The 20,546-nt window shown below is 71.5% G+C and carries 16 protein-coding genes and 3 tRNA genes; 10 read left to right on the top strand and 9 right to left on the bottom strand.

All coding sequences use genetic code 11. The features are described from left to right. The first annotated feature begins 24 nt into the window (after positions 1-24). Positions 25-861, top strand: coding sequence for a putative protein N(5)-glutamine methyltransferase (locus tag B7R87_RS08750; protein WP_045853096.1), 837 nt, complete (start codon positions 25-27; stop codon positions 859-861). Here B7R87_RS08750 and B7R87_RS08745 read toward each other — a convergent pair. From B7R87_RS08745 to B7R87_RS08735, 3 genes are all read right to left on the bottom strand, one after another. Next, entirely contained in the window at positions 848-1,474 is a 627-nt protein-coding gene (locus B7R87_RS08745; RefSeq protein ID WP_006349413.1) for a class F sortase, read from the bottom strand. The genes B7R87_RS08750 and B7R87_RS08745 overlap by 14 nt on opposite strands. A 118-nt stretch (positions 1,475-1,592) precedes the next feature. After that, positions 1,593-2,141 carry a hypothetical protein gene (locus B7R87_RS08740; RefSeq protein WP_006349414.1) on the bottom strand — a complete coding sequence of 183 codons (549 nt, stop codon included), beginning with the start codon at positions 2,139-2,141 and terminating at the stop codon, positions 1,593-1,595. Positions 2,142-2,372: 231 nt separating this feature from the next. Next, on the bottom strand, positions 2,373-2,981 hold the full coding sequence (locus B7R87_RS08735) for a Uma2 family endonuclease (protein ID WP_100249222.1): 609 nt from the start codon (positions 2,979-2,981) through the stop codon (positions 2,373-2,375). 158 nt (positions 2,982-3,139) lie between these two features. Between B7R87_RS08735 and B7R87_RS08730 the strand changes: the two genes are divergently transcribed. Beyond that, complete coding sequence (locus B7R87_RS08730) at positions 3,140-3,757, top strand: NADPH-dependent FMN reductase (protein ID WP_006349416.1); 618 nt, start codon at positions 3,140-3,142, stop codon at positions 3,755-3,757. 47 nt (positions 3,758-3,804) lie between these two features. On the opposite strand, the gene B7R87_RS08725 is transcribed toward B7R87_RS08730, so the two are convergent. Next, positions 3,805-4,386, bottom strand: a complete 582-nt coding sequence (locus B7R87_RS08725; RefSeq protein ID WP_130584667.1) for a TIGR03086 family metal-binding protein — start codon at positions 4,384-4,386, stop codon at positions 3,805-3,807. Between the two features lie 79 nt (positions 4,387-4,465). Further along, the gene (locus B7R87_RS08720; protein WP_130584597.1) at positions 4,466-5,215 is read right to left on the bottom strand and encodes a SanA/YdcF family protein; all 750 of its coding nucleotides are present in this window, start codon (positions 5,213-5,215) and stop codon (positions 4,466-4,468) included. 101 nt (positions 5,216-5,316) lie between these two features. On the opposite strand from B7R87_RS08720, the gene B7R87_RS08715 reads away from it, so the two are divergent. The 4 genes from B7R87_RS08715 (at position 5,317) to B7R87_RS08700 (ending at position 11,847) form a co-directional block, all read left to right on the top strand. Beyond that, the gene (locus B7R87_RS08715; RefSeq protein ID WP_006349417.1) at positions 5,317-6,753 is read left to right on the top strand and encodes a deoxyguanosinetriphosphate triphosphohydrolase; all 1,437 of its coding nucleotides are present in this window, start codon (positions 5,317-5,319) and stop codon (positions 6,751-6,753) included. Between the two features lie 155 nt (positions 6,754-6,908). Further along, positions 6,909-8,183, top strand: coding sequence for an NAD(P)/FAD-dependent oxidoreductase (locus tag B7R87_RS08710; RefSeq protein WP_130584596.1), 1,275 nt, complete (start codon positions 6,909-6,911; stop codon positions 8,181-8,183). 86 nt (positions 8,184-8,269) lie between these two features. Continuing rightward, entirely contained in the window at positions 8,270-10,210 is a 1,941-nt protein-coding gene (gene dnaG / locus B7R87_RS08705; protein WP_006349420.1) for a DNA primase, read from the top strand. 407 nt (positions 10,211-10,617) lie between these two features. Continuing rightward, complete coding sequence (locus B7R87_RS08700; RefSeq protein ID WP_006349421.1) at positions 10,618-11,847, top strand: RNA polymerase sigma factor; 1,230 nt, start codon at positions 10,618-10,620, stop codon at positions 11,845-11,847. Between the two features lie 82 nt (positions 11,848-11,929). Here the strand turns inward: B7R87_RS08700 and B7R87_RS08695 are convergent, their stop codons facing one another. The 4 genes from B7R87_RS08695 to B7R87_RS08680 all read right to left on the bottom strand — a co-directional run bounded on the left by B7R87_RS08695 (position 11,930) and on the right by B7R87_RS08680 (position 17,945). Next, complete coding sequence (locus tag B7R87_RS08695; RefSeq protein WP_040916379.1) at positions 11,930-13,873, bottom strand: ABC transporter ATP-binding protein; 1,944 nt, start codon at positions 13,871-13,873, stop codon at positions 11,930-11,932. Then, on the bottom strand, positions 13,870-15,603 hold the full coding sequence (locus B7R87_RS08690) for an ABC transporter ATP-binding protein (RefSeq protein ID WP_006349423.1): 1,734 nt from the start codon (positions 15,601-15,603) through the stop codon (positions 13,870-13,872). The genes B7R87_RS08695 and B7R87_RS08690 overlap by 4 nt, the downstream gene beginning before the upstream one ends. Positions 15,604-15,942: 339 nt before the next feature. Continuing rightward, a complete protein-coding gene (locus tag B7R87_RS08685) occupies positions 15,943-17,472 on the bottom strand; it encodes an FGGY family carbohydrate kinase (RefSeq protein ID WP_130584595.1) in 1,530 nt (509 codons plus the stop codon). 173 nt (positions 17,473-17,645) lie between these two features. Further along, entirely contained in the window at positions 17,646-17,945 is a 300-nt protein-coding gene (locus B7R87_RS08680; RefSeq protein WP_006349426.1) for a hypothetical protein, read from the bottom strand. A 182-nt stretch (positions 17,946-18,127) separates the two neighbouring features. Here B7R87_RS08680 and B7R87_RS08675 point away from each other — a divergent pair. The 4 genes from B7R87_RS08675 (at position 18,128) to B7R87_RS08660 (ending at position 20,450) form a co-directional block, all read left to right on the top strand. Further along, positions 18,128-18,200, top strand: a tRNA-Asn gene (locus B7R87_RS08675). Between the two features lie 5 nt (positions 18,201-18,205). Beyond that, positions 18,206-18,278, top strand: a tRNA-Asn gene (locus B7R87_RS08670). A 270-nt stretch (positions 18,279-18,548) separates the two neighbouring features. Further along, positions 18,549-18,622 (top strand) — tRNA-Ile (locus B7R87_RS08665). 838 nt (positions 18,623-19,460) lie between these two features. Continuing rightward, on the top strand, positions 19,461-20,450 hold the full coding sequence (locus B7R87_RS08660; protein WP_006349427.1) for a terpene synthase family protein: 990 nt from the start codon (positions 19,461-19,463) through the stop codon (positions 20,448-20,450). Positions 20,451-20,546 lie beyond the last annotated feature (96 nt).

Below are 20,546 nucleotides of genomic sequence, written 5' to 3'. Positions count from 1 at the left end.
TTCGGACCCCCGGAAGGCCCCGCCATGTCGTTCTCGTCGTCGCTCTCTCCCTCCTCTCCCTCTTCCGGTACGGACCCCGGGCCGGTCGTGGCCCGGCTCCGCGCGGCCGGCTGTGTCTTCGCCGAGGACGAGGCCGCCCTGCTGATCTCCGCCGCGGACACCCCCGCCCGGCTCGACGCCATGGTCCGGCTGCGGGCCGCGGGACGCCCGCTGGAGCACATCGTCGGCTGGGCCGAATTCGCCGGGCTGCGGATCTCCGTGGACCCGGGGGTGTTCGTACCCCGGCGCCGTACGGAGTTCCTCGTCCGGCGGGCCGTCGCCCTCGCCCCGCCCCGGCCCGTCGTCGCCGATCTCTGCTGCGGCTCCGGCGCACTGGGCGCGGCGCTGGCCGCCGGGGTCACGGGCGCGGAACTCCACGCGGCCGATATCGACCCGGCCGCCGTCGCGTGCGCCCGCCGCAATGTGCTGCCGTTCGACGGCCGGGTGTACGAGGGCGACCTCTATGCCCCGCTTCCGGCCGGGCTGCGGGGGCGGGTCGACGTGCTGCTGGCGAATGTGCCGTACGTCCCCACGGGGGAGATCGGTCTGCTGCCCGCCGAGGCCCGGGAGCACGAGGCGCGGACCGCGCTGGACGGCGGCGCCGACGGGCTCGACGTACTGCGGCGGGTCGCCGCCGGGGCGGCCGGGTGGCTCGCGCCCGGCGGCCGGCTGCTCTTCGAGACCGGTGAGCGGCAGGCCGGACGGGCCCGGGACATCGTCGCGGACGCCGGGCTGGTCCCGGACGTGGAGCACTCCGGCACCTGGTTGGCGACGGTCGTCACCGGGACACGCGTCACCGGAACGCGCGTCAGACCTTCCTGACCCCGATGAGATGGGCGTAGGCGACGACATTGCCCCGGTAGTCGCCGGACTTCTTGTCGAAACCGCCGCCGCAGGTGATCACGCGGAGTTCGGCGCGGTTCTCGGGGCCGTACACCTTGCTGTCGGGGAAGGCATCGGCCTCGTACACCTCGATGGCGTCGATGGTGAACACGGCCACCTGCCGGTCGGCCCGGACGACTTCGATCCGGTGGCCCTTCGCCAGGGCGCCCAGGGCGTAGAGGACGGCCGGGCCGCTCGCGTCGTCGACATGACCCGCGACGACGGACGTGCCCTTCGAACCCGGCGGGGTGCCGTCCCGGAACCAGCCCACCAGATTCCGGTTCTCCGCGGGCGGTACGTCGAGACTGCCGTCCCGGCCGAGTCCCAGGCCGATGAACGGGGCGTCGACGTCGATGTCCGGAATCCGGAACCGCAGCGGCTGGGACGGCGGCAGGGGGTCGGCCGCGGCGTCCGTATGGAATCTGGGGCCCGCCGCGAAGGCCTGTGCGGCGGAGGGGACGGGCGGGTTCACGGTCCGCGAGCCGTTGTGGACGAGCCACAGCCCGGCGCAGACGGCGGCGGCCAGACACCACCCCTTGGCCTTGGAGCTCAACGGTCCTCCACGGTGCGGTCGCGACGGCCGGGGGAGTCGGAGCCGTCCCCCGCCCCCGCCGGCGCACCGGCGGGAACGGGGGACGGGCGGGACGGGGGCGCCGCTCGGGGCGGGCCCGTCAGCTGCCCTGCGCGCCTCTCGCCCGACGACGCAGCAGCAGCGTCCCGCCGACGGCGGCAGCGGCCAGTACGGCCGCGCCCGCCGCGATCTGGGTGGTGTCCGGGCCCACGCTGCCGCCGAGCCCGGTCCGCACATGCCCACTGGGCTGCTCGCGGTGCGATCCGCCCTGGTCCTCACTGTTGCCCCGGTGCCTTATCACCACATCCCCCGAGCTGCGCTTGCCGTTCTTGCAGCGCACCTCGACGCGGTAGCTCCCGGCCTCGATACCGCTGGGCACCCGGAACTCACCGACCACGGAGTCCTTGTGCGACCCGGGCGACAGATGGAACTCGTCCACCCCGAGCGCCCGGGCGTCACCGGTGCCGTGCCCGTCCCGTCCGCAGGCCGTGGTGTTGACGGTGACCGTGCTCCCGGGTTCGGCGGTGGAGGGGAAGACCTCCAGCGACCCGTGGTCCCCGGCGGCGTACGCTCCCACGGCACCGAAGCCGAGTCCTGTGGTCGCAACGGCCAGCGCGGCACTGGTCAGCAGGCGGGCGGTGGTGCGCATGGTCTCCTCCGGGGAGCGCGGGGGCCCTGGGGCCTCGGGTCCGTCCCCTCCGAGATAAGTCCCACCCGGCCCGCCACGCCTGCTGAAACCTCGTCAGATCCACCCCGACCACCCGGCGTGTCGCCCTGGACACCCGAAGTTCCCGCAGGTCGGAGCGGTATCCCCGAGGGCGACCCGGGGCGCGCCGAACGGGTGACGGGCGGGTGAAGGACGACCGGGGGGATTACCGGGTCAGCCGGTGCCGAACCCGGCGGTGTCGAGGTCGAACCCGAAGGGCTCGGGGATCCGCAGCGGCTTGCCGAAGGGCTTCGTGGTCCGGGACCGGTAGCCCTGGGGGGAGGGGTCCCAGAAGGCTGTGATCTCCTCGGCCTGCATGTCCAGGACGAGATAGACGGGGACCAGACGCCCGTACACCTCCAGCTTGTCCTGCCAGTCCGCGTCCCGGGTCGAGACCGAGGTGAGTTCGGCCACCAGGGACAGCGCCTCGCCGTCGGCATGCCGTCCCTCGGCGTCGAACGCACGCTCGTCGGCGACATGGAGATCGGGTCCGAAGGCCCGGCGGGAGTGGGGGAAGACGAAGAGGAAGGGCGAGGTGTCCGCGTCGTGTCCCTCGGGTGCGTGTGCCCCGAGCTGCTGCCTCAGCAGCTTCATCGGCCGCTTGTAGCGCAGCCTCGACCACGGTGACACGACGATCTTCCCCCGGATGAGTTCGGCCTTGTAGCCGTCAGGCGTATCGAGTTCCTCCACGGTCCGGAGCAGCCCGGCGAAGCTCGCGATGTCCTCGCCGTCCCCGGTCGTTTCGGCAGTTGAGGCGTCCGTCGGCGCAGGCCGTTCCGTCATGGTGGTCACGGTAGCTCTCCGTACTCGTGCGCGCAGGTGCGCGGGTTGCACGGTAGGCGACCGGTCCGGGGTGGTGGCCGGGATGAGAGCTGCCTCACCCGGACGGGTGAGCCTCCCCAGTTGACCTCAACCATGCTTGAGGTCACAGGCTCTTACGCATGGACATCACCACGCAAGCGCAGACACACAACAGTTCCGGCACCCGGGTTGCGGAGCCGATGAGGCTGGCCGTCATCGCCGGAAGCAACCGGCACCGGCGGTTCGGGCCGGTGATCGTCGACTGGTTCCTGGAACACACCGCGGCCCGGGACGACTTCACCACCGAGGTCGTCGACGTCGCCGAAATCGACCTGCCCACCTCCTTCGGACCCGCGGTGCCCGAGGGCGCCGGCGCGGTGGCGGCGAGCCTGGCCGCCGCCGACGCCTTCGTCGTGGTCACCCCCGAGTTCAACCACTCCTACCCCGCCGCCCTGAAGAACCTCATCGACTGGCACGGTCCCGAATGGCACGCCAAGCCCGTCGCCTTCGTCTCCTACGGCGGGGTCTCGGGCGGACTGCGCGCCGTCGAACATCTGCGGCAGGTCTTCGCCGAACTGCACGCCGCCACCATCCGCGACACCGTCTCCTTCGCCAACGCCCATACCCACTTCGACGCGGAGGGCCGCCACCGCGACCCCGAGCGCTGCGACGCCGCCGCCAAGGGGATGCTGGAGCAGCTGGCGTGGTGGGCGCGGTCGCTGAAGGAGGCCAGAGCCGTACGGCCGTACGCCGCCTGACACCGCCGGGCCCGCCTCGGGGCGCGCGAGCCCGACGGGCTCCCGAGCTACGCCCGGCGCCCCAGCAGCGCCAGCAGCCGGGCCTGGTGGCTGTCGCCCGGCGGGGGCTCCACCGGCGGGGCGAACAGGCCCGTCTGCGAGAGCTGCGCCGCGTACGGGGTGACCTCGTCCAGGGCGAAGGCCACCAGATCGTCCGGCAGCCGCTCGGGCGCGCCGATCGCCCGGGACAGGTCCCAGGCGTGCACCACCGCGTCCGTCGTCATCTGGGCGCAGTAGGCCGGCGCCGGGGTCTCCCCGTACGACAGGGCCACCGTCCGCTCCAGGGCGCCCGGCGCGGCGAACGCCCGCCGGGCCGCGCGGGCCGCCGCGTCCCAGGCGGCCCGCGGATCACCGCCGAGCACATCGCCTTCGTAGGCGTCGCCCACCTCCGCGATCGTGGCACCGTCCGTCACCAGGTCCGGCACCCAGAGCTGTTCGGCCGTGAGGTGGTTGACGAGATCCCGGACCGACCACTCGGTGCAGGGCGTCGGCTCGGCCCACTGGTCGGGCCGCACCGCGTGGACCCGTTCCGTGAAGAGCGCCAGCGCCGCGGAGTGCCGGGCGATCAGGGTGGACATGTCCTGTTCCATATGGGGCATGCGCCCACTGTCGCGCGGCGGCGGGGACGACGCGAGCGTGTGCCCGCGTGTCCCGGCAGGGTCCGCCCGGTCAGCGACCGGCGGCGGCCAGCGCCTCCCGCACTCCCTGCTCCTTTGCGCCCAGGAAACGCGGGTCCGGCCGGAGCACAGTGTCCAGTGCCGCCTTGCCCGAGGCGACCAGATCGCGCACCTCCCCGTGGTACCAGGTCGCGTCGCGCCGTTCGGACACCCCGATCCCGTACGCCTCGATCCCGGCGGAACCGCAGAGCGCGAGGGCCCGGCGGATATGGAAACCCTGGGTGACCAGGACCGCCCGGTCCACCCCGAAGATCTTCTTGGCCCGGACACAGGAGTCCCAGGTGTCGAAGCCCGCGTAGTCGCTGACGATCCGGCCGTCCGGCACCCCCTGCCCGGTCAGATACGTCCGCATCGCGTCGGGCTCGTCGTAGTCCACGCGGCTGTTGTCGCCCGTGACCAGGACGACCTTCACCTTGCCCGTCCGGTACAGCTCGGCCGCCGCGTCCAGCCGGTGCGCCAGATACGGCGTCGGCCTGCCGTCCCACAGCCCGGCCCCGAAGACCACCGCCACGTCCTGGGCCGGTACGTCCGCGACCGTACGGACCCGGTCACCGGCCGACAGATGCAGCCACGTCGTCGGCGCCAGGGCGAGTACGGCCCCCGCCATCACCACCCGCACCAGCCGCCGCCGCCCCCGGCGCGACCGGGGCAGCCGCGGCCGCAGCGCCGCGGCCCCGGACCGGACCCGGCCGGGCACCCGCTCCCGCAGTCGGGCGCGCAGCCCTCGCAGTGAACCCTTCATGCCAGGTCAGACGCGTGAACACCCGCTCCGGTTCTCCCGGCGGCGGGAATCGGCACCGGCCCGGGGCCCCCGCCGTCACCGGCTCCGGCTACGGTCGGGGCATGGACGGCACCACCGGCAGTACACCGAACGGGCCCGCACCCTCATCGGGGAACGTCCCGCACCCCCATGCGTACGGCCACTCCGCCACCCCCGGATCCGGCGACGCGCACGAGCACCCCGGCTCCCGCAGCGGCAGCGGCAGTGGCGGCGGCGATGATGTGTACGGATACGACGAGGCGGCCACCGCCCGCTGGGCCCCCGAGCCCGACAAACGCCCCGGCCGGACCGCCTTCCAGCGCGACCGCGCCCGGGTGCTGCACTCCGCCGCCCTGCGCCGGCTGGCGGGCAAGACCCAGGTCGTCACCCCCGGCAGCCGCAACCAGGCCTGGGACGCCAGCCCCCGCACCCGGCTCACGCACTCCCTGGAATGCGCCCAGGTCGGCCGGGAGCTGGGCGCCGCCCTCGGCTGCGACCCCGATCTCGTCGAGGCCGCCTGCCTCGCCCACGACCTCGGCCACCCCCCCTTCGGCCACAACGGCGAGGTGGCGCTCAACGAGGTCGCCCGGGACTGCGGCGGCTTCGAGGGCAACGCCCAGTCGCTGCGGCTGCTCACCCGGATCGAACCCAAACGGTTCCTCACCCCCGACACCCCCGATGCCGCCCCCGTCAGCGTCGGACTCAACCTCACCCGCGCCGCCCTCGACGCCGCCACCAAGTACCCGTGGCCGCTCGGCGGCCACCCTTCCGACCCCGGCTCCGTCAAATTCGGGGTCTACGAGGACGACCTGCCCGTCTTCTCCTGGGTCCGCGACGGCGCCCCCCGGCACCGCCGCTGCTTCGAAGCCCAGGTCATGGACTGGTCCGACGACGTCGCCTACTCGGTCCACGATTTCGAGGACGGACTCCACGCCGGGCACCTCGACCCCAACCTGCTGCTCGCCGAGCCGGAGCGGGCCGAGATCTGGCGGGTCGCCATCGGCCGCTACGTCCCCGCCGACACCGACCCGGAGGAGCTCGCCGAAGCCCTCGACCGCCTCCTCGACCAGGACTGGTGGCCCCACCACTACGACGGCTCCGCCCCGGCCCAGGCCCGCCTCAAGGACGCCACCAGCCAGCTCATCGGCCGCTTCTGCCTGGCCGCCGAGGGCGCCACCCGGCAGACGTACGGCACCGGCAGGCTCACCCGCTACACCGCCGAACTCGTCGTCCCGCGTGCCACCCGCAACGAATGCGCCGTTCTCAAGGCCGTCGCCGACCGCTATGTGATGCAGCGCGCCGAGCAGGAGGCGATCCGGGCCGAGCAGCGCATCGTCGTCGCCGAACTGGCCGAGGCGCTGGCCCGGCGCGCTCCCGACGGGCTCGACCCCCAGTTCCGTGCCCTCTTCGACGCCGCGCCCGACGACCGGGCGCGCGGTCGGGTGATTGTGGATCAGATCGCCGCCCTCACCGATGCCTCGGCGGTGACCCTGCACGCCCAGCTCACAGCCCGCCGCTGACCCCCGCGGCACCCCCGGGAGGGGCGTGGGCGGAGACACGCCCGGCGCACTCCCTCTTCCGCCGCTCCGCTCCGTGCGGGACGCTCGCACCAGGCTGCGCAGCGTGCAGAGCGGGCGGCGGCCGGCGACGCGGAAGCACAAGAGGAGGCAATCAAGTGGTCGACGGAGAACAGACGTTCGTCATCGTCGGCGGTGGTCTCGCCGGGGCCAAGGCCGCCGAGACCCTGCGGTCGGAGGGTTTCACCGGGCGGGTGATCCTCATCGGCGACGAACGCGACCACCCCTACGAACGCCCACCGCTGTCCAAGGGCTACCTCCAGGGCAAGGACAGCCGGGAGAGCGTTTTCGTCCATGAACCCGCCTGGTACGCGCAGGCCGATGTGGAGCTGCACCTCGGCCAGTCCGTGGTCGCCGTTGACCGGGCGGCCCGTACGGTACGGCTCGGTGACGGCACGGTCCTGCACTACGACAAGCTGCTGCTGGCCACCGGGGCCGAACCCCGCCGTCTGGACATCCCCGGCACCGGACTGGCCGGGGTGCACCATCTGCGCCGGCTCGCCCACGCCGACCGGCTCCGCCAGGTGCTGGCCGGGCTGGGCCGCGAGAACGGCCGGCTGGTGGTCGCCGGGGCGGGGTGGATCGGCCTGGAGGTCGCCGCTGCGGCCCGCGGATACGGCGCCGAGGTCACCGTCGTCGAGCCCGAACCCACCGCACTGCACCATGTCCTCGGCCCCGAGCTGGGCCAGTTCTTCACCGATCTCCACACCGAGCACGGGGTGACGTTCCACTTCGGCGCCCGGCTCACCGAGATCACCGGACAGGACGGCATGGTCCTCGCGGTGCAGACCGACGACGGCGAGGAGCACCCGGCCCACGACGTGCTCGCCGCGATCGGCGCCGCCCCGCGCACCGCGCTCGCCGAGGCCGCCGGTCTGGCCCTGGCGGACCGGGCCGACGGCGGCGGTATCGCCGTCGACGCGGCCCTGCGCACCTCCGACCCGGACATCTACGCGGCCGGGGACGTCGCCGCCGTCGACCACCCCCTGCTGGGCGGCCGGATCCGGGTCGAGCACTGGGCCAACGCGCTCAACGGCGGCCCGGCCGCCGCCCGCTCCATGCTGGGCCGGGAGGTGTCCTACGACCGCGTCCCCTACTTCTACTCCGACCAGTACGACGTGGGCATGGAGTACTCCGGCTGGGCGCCGCCCGGCTCGTACGACCAGATCGTGCTCCGCGGCGACGCAGGAAAGCGCGAGTTCATCGCCTTCTGGCTGGCGGACGGCCGGGTGCTCGCGGGCATGAACGTGAATGTGTGGGACGTCACAGGACCCGTGCAGGAGCTGATCCGCTCCGGGGACCGGATCGACCCGGAGGCCCTCGCGGACCCGTCCGTGCCCCTGACGGAGCTGACCGGCCGCGATTCCGGCTGACGAACCGGACGGCCCGGAAGGGATTCCCGGGGGCCGGTTGTCCACAGGCCCCCGGGACCGCCCCCGGATCGCCGTAGACTTCACGCGTGGCAGGCAGGATCAACGATGACGACGTCAAGGCGGTCAGGGACGCGGTCCCGATTGATTCCGTCGTGTCCGAGTACCTCCAGCTGCGGAATGCGGGCGGCGGCAATCTGAAGGGCCTCTGTCCCTTCCACGATGAAAAGTCCCCGTCCTTCCAGGTCAGCCCCAGCAAGGGTCTTTTCCACTGCTTCGGCTGCCAGGAAGGCGGCGACACGATCGCCTTCGTCATGAAGATCGACCACCTCACCTTCTCCGAGACGGTCGAGCGGCTGGCGGCCCAGGCCGGGATCACCCTCCGGTACGAGGAGGGCGGCTACAACCCCTCCCATCAGCGCGGCGAACGCATCCGGCTGATCGAGGCCCACAAGGTCGCCGCCCAGTTCTACATCGACCAGCTGGAGAACGGCGCCGAGGCCGAGACCGGCCGCGCCTTCCTCGCCGAACGGGGCTTCGACCGGGCCGCCGCGGAGCATTTCGGCGTCGGCTACAGCCCCCAGGGCTGGGACCATCTCACCCGCTTTCTGCGCGGCAAGGGCTTCAGCGACAAGGAGCTGACCCTCTCCGGGCTCGCCCAGGAGGGCCGCCGCGGGCCCATCGACCGCTTCCGCGGCCGGCTGATGTGGCCGATCCGCGATATCGCGGGCGATGTCGTCGGCTTCGGCGCCCGCAAGCTGTACGAGACCGACAACGGCCCCAAGTATCTGAACACCCCCGAGACCGCGATCTACAAGAAGTCCCAGGTGCTGTACGGGATCGACCTGGCCAAGAAGGAGATCGCCAAGACCAGCAGCGCGGTCGTCGTCGAGGGGTACACGGATGTGATGGCCTGCCATCTGGCAGGCGTCACCACCGCCATCGCGACTTGCGGCACCGCTTTCGGCGGCGACCACATCAAGATCCTCCGGCGGCTGCTGATGGACCATGCCACCGCCGAGGTGATCTTCACCTTCGACGGTGACGCGGCCGGCCAGAAAGCGGCCCTGCGGGCCTTCGAGGACGACCAGAAGTTCGCTGCCGAGACCTCCATCGCGATCACCCCCGGCGGTATGGACCCCTGCGAGCTGCGGCTCGCCGAGGGCGATGAAGCGGTGCGCTCCCTGGTCGGCAGCCGTACGCCGCTCTTCGAGTTCGCCCTGCGCCAGCTGGTGAAGCGGCACAATCTGGAGACCCCGGCGGGCCGGGCCGCCGCGCTCGACGAGGCCGCGCCCATCGTCGCCGGCATCAAGAACGTCGCGATCCAGCACGAGTCCGCGGTGCAGCTCGCCGGAATGGTCGGCATCCTGGACACCCAGTTCGTGGTCAAGCGGGTCGCGCAGCTCGCCCGCTGGGCCCGTGACCGCGGTGGCCGGGGGCCCGCAGGCGGCCCCGTCCGCGGGGGCGGCTCCGGCGGCGACCGCCGAGGCCCCGTACCCGGATCCGACGCCGGGGCGCCGCCCGCCGGGCTGCCCGCCGGACCCGCCCTCAACCTCCGCAGCCCCGCCCACCGCACCGAGCGCGAACTGCTGAAGCTGGCCCTCCAGCGTCCCGAGCTGGTCTCGCCCGCCTTCGACGCCTACGGCTCCGACGAGTTCACCGCCCCGCCGTACGCCGCCGTCCGGCAGACCATCGCCGAGGCGGGCGGCGCCGACCAGGGCACGGCGGACGCCGCCGGATATCTCGTCCGGGTCCGCGACGCCGCCCCCGACGACACGGTCCGCTCCCTGGTGACCGAGCTGGCCGTCGAGGCGATCCACTGCCGGACCATCGACGAGACCTATGCCGGTGTCCAGTTGGTGCAGGTACGGCTCCGGGCGGTGGACCGCCGTATCGCCGAGGTCCAGGGCACCCTCGCCCGCCTCGGCCAGACCGCCGACCCCGCGCAGTACACGGCCGTGCAGAACGAACTCTGGGTGCTCCAGCAGTACGCCCAGTCCCTCCGCAACCACGGCGCCGCAGCGCTCTGACCTCGGGCCGGTCCGGGATCCGGGTGAGCCGCTTCTGCGGGCCCCCAGAGCCACGGCGCCCGGGCGCTCCGCCCTCGGCCGGGTCGGGGACCGGCGCGGGCATATGCCCGCCTGCCCCCGCCGAGGCGCGCTGTGGTGCCGTGCGGGCGCCGTTCCCGCCATCGGGACCCGGCGCGGTGCGTGCCTCCGGCGCGGGGCACTTCCCGGCAGGCCCTCGACGAACCGGCCCCGTAACGCCCCGCCCCGCCGGAGGCAGAGCGCCGGAGGCGTAACCGCGCGGTCACGGTAGGGACTCAGAAAGTCACCGCACGACCCTCGTGGTGAGGATGTGCCGTACCCCACACTGGGGGCGGTGCCTGAGTCCTCGGAGTGCGGCCGGTGGGCCTCCCATCCGTTGGATCCTCATCGTGTACGGGACGGAGAGCGGCCCGTCCGCAGCCGTCCCGCTGCCGCACGCCCTCGACCGGCAGCGATCACCCCTGGAGGTCGCCCTCGTGCAGACCCGGACCCGGACCCTCGGCCAGCCCCCGCCCCCGGCTCCGCCCCCGACTTCGGCCGGGCCCCTGGCCGACGGCTCCACCGGGTCCCGCGGCGATCCGGCCGCCGTGCTCCCCGCCGTACCCGCGCAGCCCCTGCCGCCTGCCCGTTCCGAAAGCTCCGACGAGGCCGATGCCGTCGAAGTGCCCGAGGCCGCACGGGCCCTGAACCGGGCCGACAGCGGCGGCCCCTCCTCCGATCTCTTCCGGCAGTATCTGCGGGAGATCGGCCGCATCCCCCTCCTGACCGCCGCCGAAGAGGTCGAACTGGCCCGCTGTGTCGAGGCCGGGCTGTTCGCCGAGGAGAAACTCGCCGGCACCCCCGACCTCAACGACTCCCCGCTCGCCGCGGACCTCGACCGGCTCGTCGTCCTCGGCCGGATGGCCAAGCGCCGCCTCATCGAGGCGAATCTGCGGCTCGTGGTCTCGGTCGCCAAACGGTACGTCGGACGCGGGCTGACCATGCTCGACCTCGTCCAGGAGGGCAACCTCGGGCTGATCCGCGCGGTGGAGAAGTTCGACTACGCCCGCGGCTACAAGTTCTCCACGTACGCCACCTGGTGGATCCGCCAGGCCATGTCCCGCGCCCTCGCCGACCAGGCCCGGACCATCCGCGTCCCCGTGCACGTCGTCGAACTGATCAACCGGGTCGTCCGGGTGCAGCGCCGGATGCTCCAGGAGCACGGCCAGGAACCCACCGCCGACGAGGTCGCCGCCCAGCTGGACCTGCCGCCCGAGCGGATCGGTGAGGTGCTGCGGCTGGCCCAGGAGCCGGTTTCCCTGCACGCCCCGGTGGGCGAGGAGGACGATGTCGCGCTCGGCGATCTCATCGAGGACGGCGATGCCGCGTCCCCCGTCGAATCCGCCGCCTTCCTGCTGCTGCGGGAGCATCTGGAGGCCGTGCTCTCCACCCTCGGTGAACGCGAGCGCAAGGTGGTGCAGCTGCGGTACGGGCTGGTCGACGGCAGACCGCGGACCCTGGAGGAGATCGGCCGGATCTTCGGGGTGACCCGGGAGCGGATACGCCAGATCGAATCCAAGACCCTCAACAAGCTCCGCGACCACGCCTTCGCGGACCAGCTCCGCGGCTACCTCGACTGACGGCGCCGGGCGGGGCTCCCGCCGTGGGAAGCCCCGCCCGTACCCGTACCTGTATCCGGCCCTGCGGGCCGTACCGCCCGGCTCAGTCGACCTCGGCCACCGCCTGCGCGAACTGCGCCGAGTACAGCCCGGCGTAGGCACCGCCCGCCGCCAGCAGCTCCTCGTGCGTCCCCTGCTCCACGATGCTGCCGTCCTCCATCACCAGGATCACGTCCGCGTCCCGGATCGTGGAGAGCCGGTGGGCGATCACAAAACTGGTCCGCCCCTCCGCGAGCTTCGCCATCGCCTTCTGGATCAGGACTTCGGTACGGGTGTCGACCGAGCTGGTCGCCTCGTCCAGCACCAGGATCACCGGATCCGACAGGAACGCCCGCGCGATGGTGATCAGCTGCTTCTCACCGGCGCTGACACCCGAGCCCTCGTCGTCGATCACGGTGTCGTACCCCTTCGGCAGCGTCCGGACGAACCGGTCCGCGTGCGCCGCCCGCGCCGCCTCTTCGATCTCGGCCGGGGTCACCTCGCGGGACGCGCCGTAGGCGATGTTCTCCGCGATCGTGCCGCCGAAGAGCCACGTGTCCTGGAGCACCATGCCGATCCCGGACCGCAGTTCGTCCCTCGGCAGGGAGGCCGCGTCCACCCCGTCCAGGGTGATCCGCCCGCCCGTGACCTCGTAGAACCGCATCAGCAGATTGACCAGCGTGGTCTTCCCCGCGCCCGTGGGGCCGACGATCGCGACCGTCTGCCCCGGCTCCACCCGCAGCGACAGGTCTTCGATCAGCGGCCGGTCCGGCTCGTAGCGGAAGGACACCTTCTCCAGGACGACCCGGCCCGCCGGGCGGGCCGCCCCGTCCTCCGGCGTCCGCATCTCCGCCGGGCGCGCGTCCGGCTCCTGCTCCTCGGCGTCCAGCAGTTCGAAGACCCGTTCGGCCGAGGCCACGCCCGACTGCACCAGATTCGCCATCGACGCGACCTGCGACAGGGGCATCGAGAACTGCCGCGAGTACTGGATGAACGCCTGGACGTCACCGATCGACAGCGTCCCGGACGCCACCCGCAGCCCGCCGACGACCGCCACCAGCACATAGTTCAGGTTCGAGAGGAAGAACATCACCGGCTGCATGACGCCGCTGTGGAACTGGGCCCGGAATCCGGCCTCGTACAGGGCGTCGTTCTGCTCGGCGAACTCCCGGGCCGACTCCTTCTGCCGCCCGAAGACCTTCACCAGCGCATGCCCGGAGTACATCTCCTCGATATGGGCGTTCAGCTTGCCGGTCGACTTCCACTGCTGGACGAAGTGCGGCTGGGACCGCTTGCCGATCCTGGCCGCCACGACCACCGAGAGCGGCACCGTCACCAGGGCCACCAGCGCCAGCAGCGGCGAAATCCAGAACATCATCCCCAGCACACCGACGATGGTCAGCAGCGAGTTGATCAACTGCCCCATGGTCTGCTGGAGGGTCTGGGAGACGTTGTCGATGTCGTTGGTGACCCGGCTGAGGACCTCGCCCCGTTTGGCCCGGTCGAAGTACGCCAGCGGCAGCCGCTCCAGCTTCGCCTGGACGTCCTCCCGCATCCGGTACACCGCACGGTTGATCACTTTGATGGAACAGCGGGAGGCGACCAGCGCCAGCAGCCCGGAGAACAGGAAGAGCACCAGGGCGACCAGCAGCACCTGCCCGACGGCGGTGAAGTCGATGCCTTCGCCGGGGGTGAAGGCCACGCCCGAGAGCATATCGGCGAGCCCGTCGTCACCGTCGGCCCGCAGGCCCTCGACGACCTGCTCCTTGTTCGTCGCGCCGCTGTCGGCCGTCTGCCGGCCCACGACGCCGGCGAACACCAGATCGGTCGCCCGGCCCAGCACCCACGGTCCGACCGCCGAAAGACCGACGCTCAGCACCGCGGCGGCCAGCATCACCCACAGCAGTTTCCGGTCCGGCGAGAGCTGCCGCAGCAGCCGTTTGCCCGACCCCTTGAAGTCCATGGACCGCTCCGCCGAGCCGGCCGTCATCATGCGTGGCCCGCTCATGCGGCCTCAGCCTCCGTCAGCTGGGAGAGCACGATCTCCCGGTAGGTGTCGTTCCGCTCCATCAGCTCGTAGTGCGTGCCGCTGCCCACGACCCGGCCCTCGTCGAGGACCACGATCCGGTCGGCGTCCCGGATCGTCGAGACCCGCTGGGCGACGATCACCACCGTCGCCTCCGCGGTCTCGGCGGTCAGCGCGGTGCGCAGGGCCGCGTCCGTGGCGTAGTCGAGCGCCGAGAACGAGTCGTCGAAGAGATAGACCTCGGGCCGCTGCACCAGGGTGCGGGCGATCGCCAGCCGCTGCCGCTGACCGCCCGAGACATTGGTGCCGCCCTGGGCGATCGGCGCGTCGAGACCGCCGTCGAGCTGCCGGACGAAATCGGCGGCCTGCGCCACCTCCAGCGCCCGCCACAGTTCCTCGTCGCTCGCGTCGGGGCTGCCGTACCGCAGATTGGTCGCGACGGTCCCGGAGAAGAGGTACGGCTTCTGCGGGACCAGCCCGACCGTGCGGGTCAGCAGCGCCGGGTCGAGCTCCCGGACGTCCACCCCGTCGACCAGCACCTCGCCGTCGGTGGCGTCGAACAGCCGGGGCACCAGGCCCAGCAGAGTCGACTTACCGCTGCCGGTGGAGCCGATGATCGCGGTCGTCTCGCCCGGCCGGGCGGCCAGCGAGACCCCCCGCAGCACCGGCTCCTCCGCGCCGGGGTAGCGGAATTCGACGTCCCGCAGCTCCAGCGCGCCGTGCCGGGGCAGTTCCAGCACCGGCCGGCGCGGCGGCACCACGCTCGAATCGGTCCCCAGCACCTCTTCGATCCGCTCGGCGCAGACCTCGGCGCGCGGCACCATCATGAACATGAAGGTGGCCATCATCACCGACATCACGATCTGCATCAGATAGGCGAGGAACGCGGTCAGCGCGCCGATCTGGATCGCGCCGCTGTCGATGCGATGGGCACCGAACCAGACCACGGCCACCGAGGAGAGGTTGACGACCGTCAGCACGGCCGGGAACATCAGCGCCATCAGCCGGCCGGTGGCCATCGACACATCGGTCAGTCCGGTGTTCGCCTCGCGGAAGCGGTCCCGCTCGTACGCGTCCCGGACGAAGGCCCGGATCACCCGGTTACCGGTGATCTGCTCGCGCAGCACCCGGTTCACCGTGTCCAGCCGCTCCTGCATCGTCCGGAACAGCGGCCGCATCCGGATCACGATCACCGTGACCGCGATCCCGAGGACCGGGACGACGGCGAGCAGGACGGCGGAGAGCGCCACGTCCTGGCCCAGCGCCATCGCGATACCGCCGACGCACATGATCGGCGCCGAGACCATCAGCGTGAACGCCATCAGCACCAGCATCTGCACCTGCTGGACGTCGTTGGTCGTCCGGGTGATCAGCGAGGGCGCCCCGAACCGTCCGACCTCGCGGGCGGAGAAGCTCTGGACCCGGTCGAAGACGGCGGCCCGGATGTCCCGGCCGAGAGCGGCGGCGGTACGGGCCCCGTAGTAGACGGCCCCGATATTGCACACCACCTGCACCAGGCTGACGGCGAGCATCACCCCGCCGAGCCGGAGCACCAGGCCGGTGTCCCCCTTGACCACGCCGTCGTCGATGATGTCGGCGTTCAGGGTGGGCAGATAGAGGGTGGCGCTGGTCTGGAGCAGTTGCAACAGCACCAACAGGGCTATCGCTCTGGTGTACGGACGGAGATGCGTCCGGAGCAGTCGTATCAGCACGTGCTGTCTCTCACGGTCGACGGGGGCGGCGGTCCCGGGGCTGCGAGCAGCCCGGACGGTCCGGCCGGGCGGGAAGAAGCCCGGGCAGGACGGATCCGGAAGCGGCGGCCCCCGGTCCATCTTGAGGCACGGCGCGTCCGAACCCCAGGCGATTAACGCCAAACCCGGGTCAAGGCCGTGCCGAGCGGCGCGTACCCGCGCCCGCGGTTGAACGGACACCAGCCGGTACGCGCCGGATCACGGCCCCGCGCACCGGAGGATGTGATCGTCGCCACACCGTCGGATCGCGCCCGGATCGCGCCCGGATCGCACCCGCGAGAGGGCCGGGAGGCCGGCCCGTCAGCCGAGGATGCCGCCCAGACCGAGATCGGTCGGGCCCGCGCCCGTACCGCCGTAGCCGGACCCGCCGGGCCCCGGCGGAACGGACGGTACCGGCGGGAACGCGCCGGGGTGGAGCTGGTCGCGGGTCGCCCCGTACTGCTGGCGCACCGCCATGCCCACCGCCGCCTCCTCGCCGGGCTGCAGCACCTCCAGCGCCGGGGGCTGCCACCTGGGCGGGGACGTGGGGGACAGCGCACCGCGTGAGGCCCCGAGGGCCCATGCCGCCTGCCGGGCGGCGCCGAGCGCCGCGTAGTCCGCGGGCTGCGGTACGACGACCTGGGCACCGAGGATGCCGGGCGCGGCCGACCGGACCGCGGGCAGATCGGCGGTCGCCCCCAGCAGGAAGACCCGGCGCACCTGGACCCCGCGGGCCCGCAGTACGTCCATCGCGTCGGCCAGCGAACAGAGCATGCCCTCGAAAGCGGCGCGGGCCAGGTGCTCCGGCCGCATCGACTCCCGGCGCAGCCCGCTGAGGGTGCCCGCGGTATGCGGCAGCCGGGGGGTGCGCTCACCCTCCAGATAGGGCAGCAGCACCAGCCCGGAGGCGCCGGGCGTGGACTTCATCGCGAGGTCGGACAGGGCGCCGAGATCCTCGACCCCGAGCATCTCGGCGGTACCGCGCAGGACCCGGACCGCGTTGGAGATGTGGACGACCGGCAGATGCATTCCGCCCGCATCGGCGTACGAGGTGATCATCCCGGTCGGGTCGGTCAGCGCCTCGTGGTGCACCGCCGTCACCGAGCCGGAGGCGCCCAGCGACACCACGGCGTCACCGGGGCCGACGCCCAGACCGAAGGCGGCGGCCATGGTCTCCCCGGTCCCGGCGGAGATCAGCAGCCCCTCGGGGGTGGTGCCCGCGGCCTCGGCCGGGCCGAGCACCTCGGGCAGTTCGCAGGGGTGGCCGAGCGCCAGCTCGACCAGATCGTGCCGGTAGCCGCCGGTCGCCGCCGACCAGTAGCCGGTGCCGGAGGCCGCGCCCCGGTCGGTGGTCCGCCGCGGCGGCCGCCCCAGCAGCTGCCACACCAGCCAGTCGTGGGGCTGGAGCACGGCGGCCACCCGCTGCGCCGCCTCCGGTTCGGAGCGCGCCAGCCAGCGGAGCTTGGCCACCGGCAGCGCGGCCTGCGGTACGGAGCCGACGGCCTCCGCCCATGCCTGCTGTCCGCCGAGGGCGTCGACCAGGTCCGCCGCCGCGATCTGGGCCCGGCGGTCGTTGCCGACCAGCGCGGGCCGCACCGGGGCGCCCTGCTGGTCCAGCGCCACCAGTCCGTGCTGCTGCGCGGAGACCCCGATGGCCTGCACGCCTTCCAGCAGCCCGCCGGCCGCGGCCTCGCCCAGCGAGAGCAGCCACATCTGCGGGTCGATGTCCGTGGCCTTCGGGTCCACGGGGTGCTGTGCATACCCCTGGCGCACCACGGTGCCCGTCTCCGCGTCACAGACGACGATGCGGGTGAAGGCGGACGAGCTGTCCAGACCGGCGACTATCCCCATGGAAGAGGATTCTGCCGCAACCGCGGCCCGTCCACGCCACCCGCTGCCGGTTCGGTGCGCGGGACGGCCTTCGCGAGGGGGCCGGGCGGCCCTCCGGACCGGCCCGTACCGCGCCCGCGGGAGCACGAACGGGGGCCCGGCTCCCGGACCCCCGCACGTCCACCCGGTGAGGGCTAGGTGTTGCTGGTGCCCCAGTCGTCCTGGCCGTTCTGTCCGCGCTCCCGCAGCGACCGCACCCGCTCGGCGACGGACTCGGGGACCCGGTCCCCGACCTTGTCGCTCACCACGTGCAGCGCCTTGCCCGCCAGCTGACGGCTGTTCTGCGCGGCGGACTCGGCGGCGTTCCGCACGGCCGGGTTCTGGGACAGCTCCCGTACCGACTTCCGCAGCTGCTCGTAGCGCTCGCGGCCTGCCCGTGTGCCGAGTACATAGCCGACCCCGAGCCCGGCGAGGAACGTGAGCTTGTACCGCATGCTCTGCCACCCTTCCCTGACGTACGACGGTGCCCGTTGGCCGCCTGCCCGGAACGGGCCGTGATCAACCGGGACCCTACCGATTGGCGGAGCACCCCCCTGCTTGCGCTAATGTATGTGTCGCAGCGAGCACACGCCCCCCGGGAAGTCTCCGGTGGGTACGTTCGGTGCACATGCAGCAATCCCCTGTAGCTCAATTGGCAGAGCAGCCGGCTGTTAACCGGCAGGTTACTGGTTCGAGTCCAGTCGGGGGAGCGCGATCCCCTGTAGCTCAATTGGCAGAGCATTCGGCTGTTAACCGGAGGGTTGCTGGTTCGAGTCCAGCCGGGGGAGCAGTGAGCGCGAGAGGACCCGTCGAGGGTCCTTTTCGCTTTTCCGGCACCGCCCGGCGACGGCAGCACGACCCCTCCGTATCTTCTGCCCCGGGCGAGGTGTTGGAGGAGTTCGCTCCCGAGGACCGGGTGAATTCTGTGCCGAAGGGAACCGTGCAGGCCGCGGCGGAGTCTTCACCTGCGAGCGAGGCCGGACCGTCCGAGGCAGGAGATCGTATGACCGGCTATGCTGCGGCAGACGGCGCGCACATTTGTGCGCGACGCGCCGTTAGGGGCGGTAGCTCAGCCGGTTAGAGCAGCGGACTCATAATCCGTCGGCCGTGGGTTCGAGTCCCACCCGCCCCACCTGACGGAAGCGGTAGAGAACCGTTCCTACCTGCGGAAACGTGAGTACGGCGGGTGCCGCCCCGGGGCGGCACCCGCCGTTCATCCGTTCAGACCACGACCCAGTGGACACCCGTCTCAGCCGGCCACCTTCGGCCCGTGGTGGGCGGCGGGTGAATCCTGCCGCGGTGGCAGCACCCGGCCCGGGCCGCCGCGGTGACTTCGATCCCGCACGGCGCGTCGGTCCCGCACGGCGCGTCGGTCCCGCACGGCGCGTCGGTCCCGCACCGCGCGTCGGTCCCGCACCGTGCGTCGGCGCTGATCCGGCAATTCGGTAGTCAACGTCTCCAACGGTGAGAACGGGTACCCCCTTTCAGCAGGCAGAGGCGTGCACGTGTTGCACTCTTGTGAGCTTGTGAAAAAGGTCGTGCCGCGGATGATGCCAAGGTGCCGCAGCGGTTGCCACGTTCAGGACGGTGCGCGGTGGCCTCCCGGCGGACTGCCCGGCCCCCTGGTGTCGGAGGCGGGCAGCATCGGCCTGGTTCCGGTGGTGGACCCCGGCGGGCGTCGGGCAGTTGGTCGTCCGGCGGCCGCCCGACTCCGCCGTGGGCGGCGTACGCCGAAATTCCCGATGGCTATTCACAAAGGTGCAACCTCGCAACGGGCGCACACATTTATCGTGCCCTGCCCTCTTCCCTGGCGGCTCTTTCTGCGAGTTGATGGGAAGGAGATGCCGAGCGGCAGTACCCGGTGTGCGGATTGAACTTCTCGCCCGGGCGCCCTCTGCAACTAAATCCCCGACCTGTCTGTACGCCGTCTACTCGCACCCGGATGCGAGAAGAAACGGAAGGAAACTGTTGTGACTGCTATCGAGCAACCGCTGCTGGGCATGTTCACCATGGGTCCCTTCTTCCGTTACCTCAAACCTAAATGCAACCCTCACCTTCACTGGCTTGAGGGGCGAACCAATGAGTTTTATGAAAAGGTTCGCCACCTGTTCCCCACTGAATCCGGTTTCCGGCACTTCACCCGGCAGGAGCACGGACAGTACCTGGCCCTGCATTATCCGGACGGACTTCCGGACAGGCTGGCAGACATCGGGGACTGGATCATTACCTGGTTCGCGCTGGACGATCTGTGCACCAATGGATCCGCGATTGGCGACGACTCCCTCTATCCCGCGATGCGTCGAGCCGTCACGGGAGATGCCACAGGTACGCCGTTCGACATCATCACGCCCATCGCAAAGACCATTAAGTCGAAGATGTCGCCGCCGCAGTGGGACCGCTTCGTCGACATGATGAACGACATGATCAGCGGCTTCGCCGCCGAGGACGACATGAGGATCGGGCGCTCGCCCCAAGATATCCCGACCTACCGGAAAGCCCGGCCCGGGAGCAGCGGAATGTACTGGTCCTATTTGTTGTGTGAATATGCTCTCGGCGTAGACGCAAGTCCTTATGCAAACCTTGAACTGAAGGAGGCCGTCGATACGGCTGTCTGGAATTCAATATATCTCAACGATATCATCTCCTATCGCAAAGAAGTGCTATTGGGTCGCGACCCCTGCAACTATGTCAGTCTCTATATGCAGGAGACCGGAGCCGACCTCCAGGAAGCCGTCACCCACGTTCACGGCCTCGGCCTGGAAACCGAGCGGCGAATCCTCGAACTGCAGGCCGGTGCCGATCCCGCTGCCCGAGTGGCAATCACCGCAGTGGTCGACCAAATGGTTGGTACTGTCGCCTGGCAGTTCCTCTCTCCGCGCTACATAGGTGAGGGTCGATGGAGCGGAATGACTGAGGGGACATGGCGTCTCTACGCAGACCGAACCGTCATTACGTCCTGACGCGAACCCGGCGGGTCACCTGACCTGCTGGGTTCGCGGTTCTTTCCCGAGACGGCGGAGAAGGCTTTTTCTCCACGCTGCGAGATGTCGAGTCAC

The sequence above is a fragment of the Streptomyces tsukubensis genome (assembly GCF_003932715.1).
In the GTDB taxonomy this organism is placed as follows: domain Bacteria; phylum Actinomycetota; class Actinomycetes; order Streptomycetales; family Streptomycetaceae; genus Streptomyces; species Streptomyces tsukubensis.
This window is presented reverse-complemented; position numbering and strand designations above follow the sequence as displayed.

Excerpts from the sequence above, each read along its gene's own strand:
- B7R87_RS08715 (WP_006349417.1), top strand. The coding sequence starts at position 5,317 with ATGGACGGCACCACCGGCAGTACACCGAACGGGCCCGCACCCTCATCG.
- B7R87_RS08750 (WP_045853096.1), top strand. The coding sequence starts at position 25 with ATGTCGTTCTCGTCGTCGCTCTCTCCCTCCTCTCCCTCTTCCGGTACG.
- B7R87_RS08685 (WP_130584595.1), bottom strand. The coding sequence starts at position 17,472 with ATGGGGATAGTCGCCGGTCTGGACAGCTCGTCCGCCTTCACCCGCATC.
- B7R87_RS08725 (WP_130584667.1), bottom strand. The coding sequence starts at position 4,386 with ATGGAACAGGACATGTCCACCCTGATCGCCCGGCACTCCGCGGCGCTG.
- B7R87_RS08735 (WP_100249222.1), bottom strand. The coding sequence starts at position 2,981 with ATGACGGAACGGCCTGCGCCGACGGACGCCTCAACTGCCGAAACGACC.
- B7R87_RS08680 (WP_006349426.1), bottom strand. The coding sequence starts at position 17,945 with ATGCGGTACAAGCTCACGTTCCTCGCCGGGCTCGGGGTCGGCTATGTA.
- B7R87_RS08695 (WP_040916379.1), bottom strand. The coding sequence starts at position 13,873 with ATGAGCGGGCCACGCATGATGACGGCCGGCTCGGCGGAGCGGTCCATG.
- B7R87_RS08720 (WP_130584597.1), bottom strand. The coding sequence starts at position 5,215 with ATGAAGGGTTCACTGCGAGGGCTGCGCGCCCGACTGCGGGAGCGGGTG.
- B7R87_RS08740 (WP_006349414.1), bottom strand. The coding sequence starts at position 2,141 with ATGCGCACCACCGCCCGCCTGCTGACCAGTGCCGCGCTGGCCGTTGCG.
- B7R87_RS08730 (WP_006349416.1), top strand. The coding sequence starts at position 3,140 with ATGGACATCACCACGCAAGCGCAGACACACAACAGTTCCGGCACCCGG.